1 protein-coding gene and 1 pseudogene are annotated in these 848 nt (G+C 67.3%); both read left to right on the forward strand.

Annotated elements, in window-relative coordinates; all coding sequences use genetic code 11:
* A pseudogene (locus DNK89_RS23270) lies at positions 1 to 246 on the forward strand (amino acid ABC transporter ATP-binding protein); the annotation flags it as partial.
* A 5-nt stretch (positions 247 to 251) separates the two neighbouring features.
* A partial coding sequence (locus DNK89_RS23275) for a low specificity L-threonine aldolase (RefSeq protein ID WP_153064319.1) occupies positions 252 to 848 on the forward strand: 597 nt, incomplete at its 3' end.

Below are 848 nucleotides of genomic sequence, written 5' to 3' on the forward strand. Positions count from 1 at the left end.
ACCTCGGCGCTGGATCCGGAGATGGTCAACGAAGTGCTGGACGTGATGACCGACCTGGCCGGCGAAGGCATGACGATGATGGTGGTGACCCATGAAATGGGGTTCGCCCGCCGCGTCGCCGACCGTGTGATTTTCATGGACGGCGGCAAGATCGTCGAAGACTGCCCGAGGACGGCCTTCTTCGACGATGTCGAGGCGCGCGCGCCGCGCACGCGCCAGTTTCTTTCCAAAATTCTGCAGCACTGATTGTTATGACCCAGCGGATTTCCGTCGACTCCTCCAGCGCACTCGTCGACCTGCGCAGCGACACGGTGACCCACCCCACCGCCGCCATGTACGAGCGCATGCGCACCGCCCCGATCGGTGACGACGGGCTCGATGGCGACCCCAGCGTGCGCGCGTTGGAGGCCCACGTTGCCGCGCGCCTGGGCAAGGAAGCCGGGCTGTTCGTGCCCAGTTGCACCATGGCGAACCTGCTGGCGGTGCTGGCGCAGACCCAGCGCAATGAGCAGGTGGTGCTGGAATCGGCCGCGCACATGTATACGTCCGAGCGCGGCGCCGCCACCTTCACCGGCCTGTTCTACCAGGGCGTGCCGGGCACCGATGGCGCCATGGACCTGAACCGCCTGGAAGAGGCGCTGCAGTCCGGTGGCCACAAGCTCAAGACCGCGCTGGTGGCAATGGAGACCTCGCACAACAACGCCGGTGGCACGGTGCTGCCGCTGGACCACATGCAGGCGGTTCACGGCATGGCGCAGGCTTGCGGCGTGCCGGTGCACCTGGATGGCGCGCGCCTGTTCAACGCCGCGGTGGCGCTGGGCGTGGCGCCGGCCGAGATCACGCGCCAT

Source organism: Acidovorax sp. ST3 (assembly GCF_003231145.1).
Classification (GTDB): Bacteria; Pseudomonadota; Gammaproteobacteria; order Burkholderiales; family Burkholderiaceae_C; genus Acidovorax.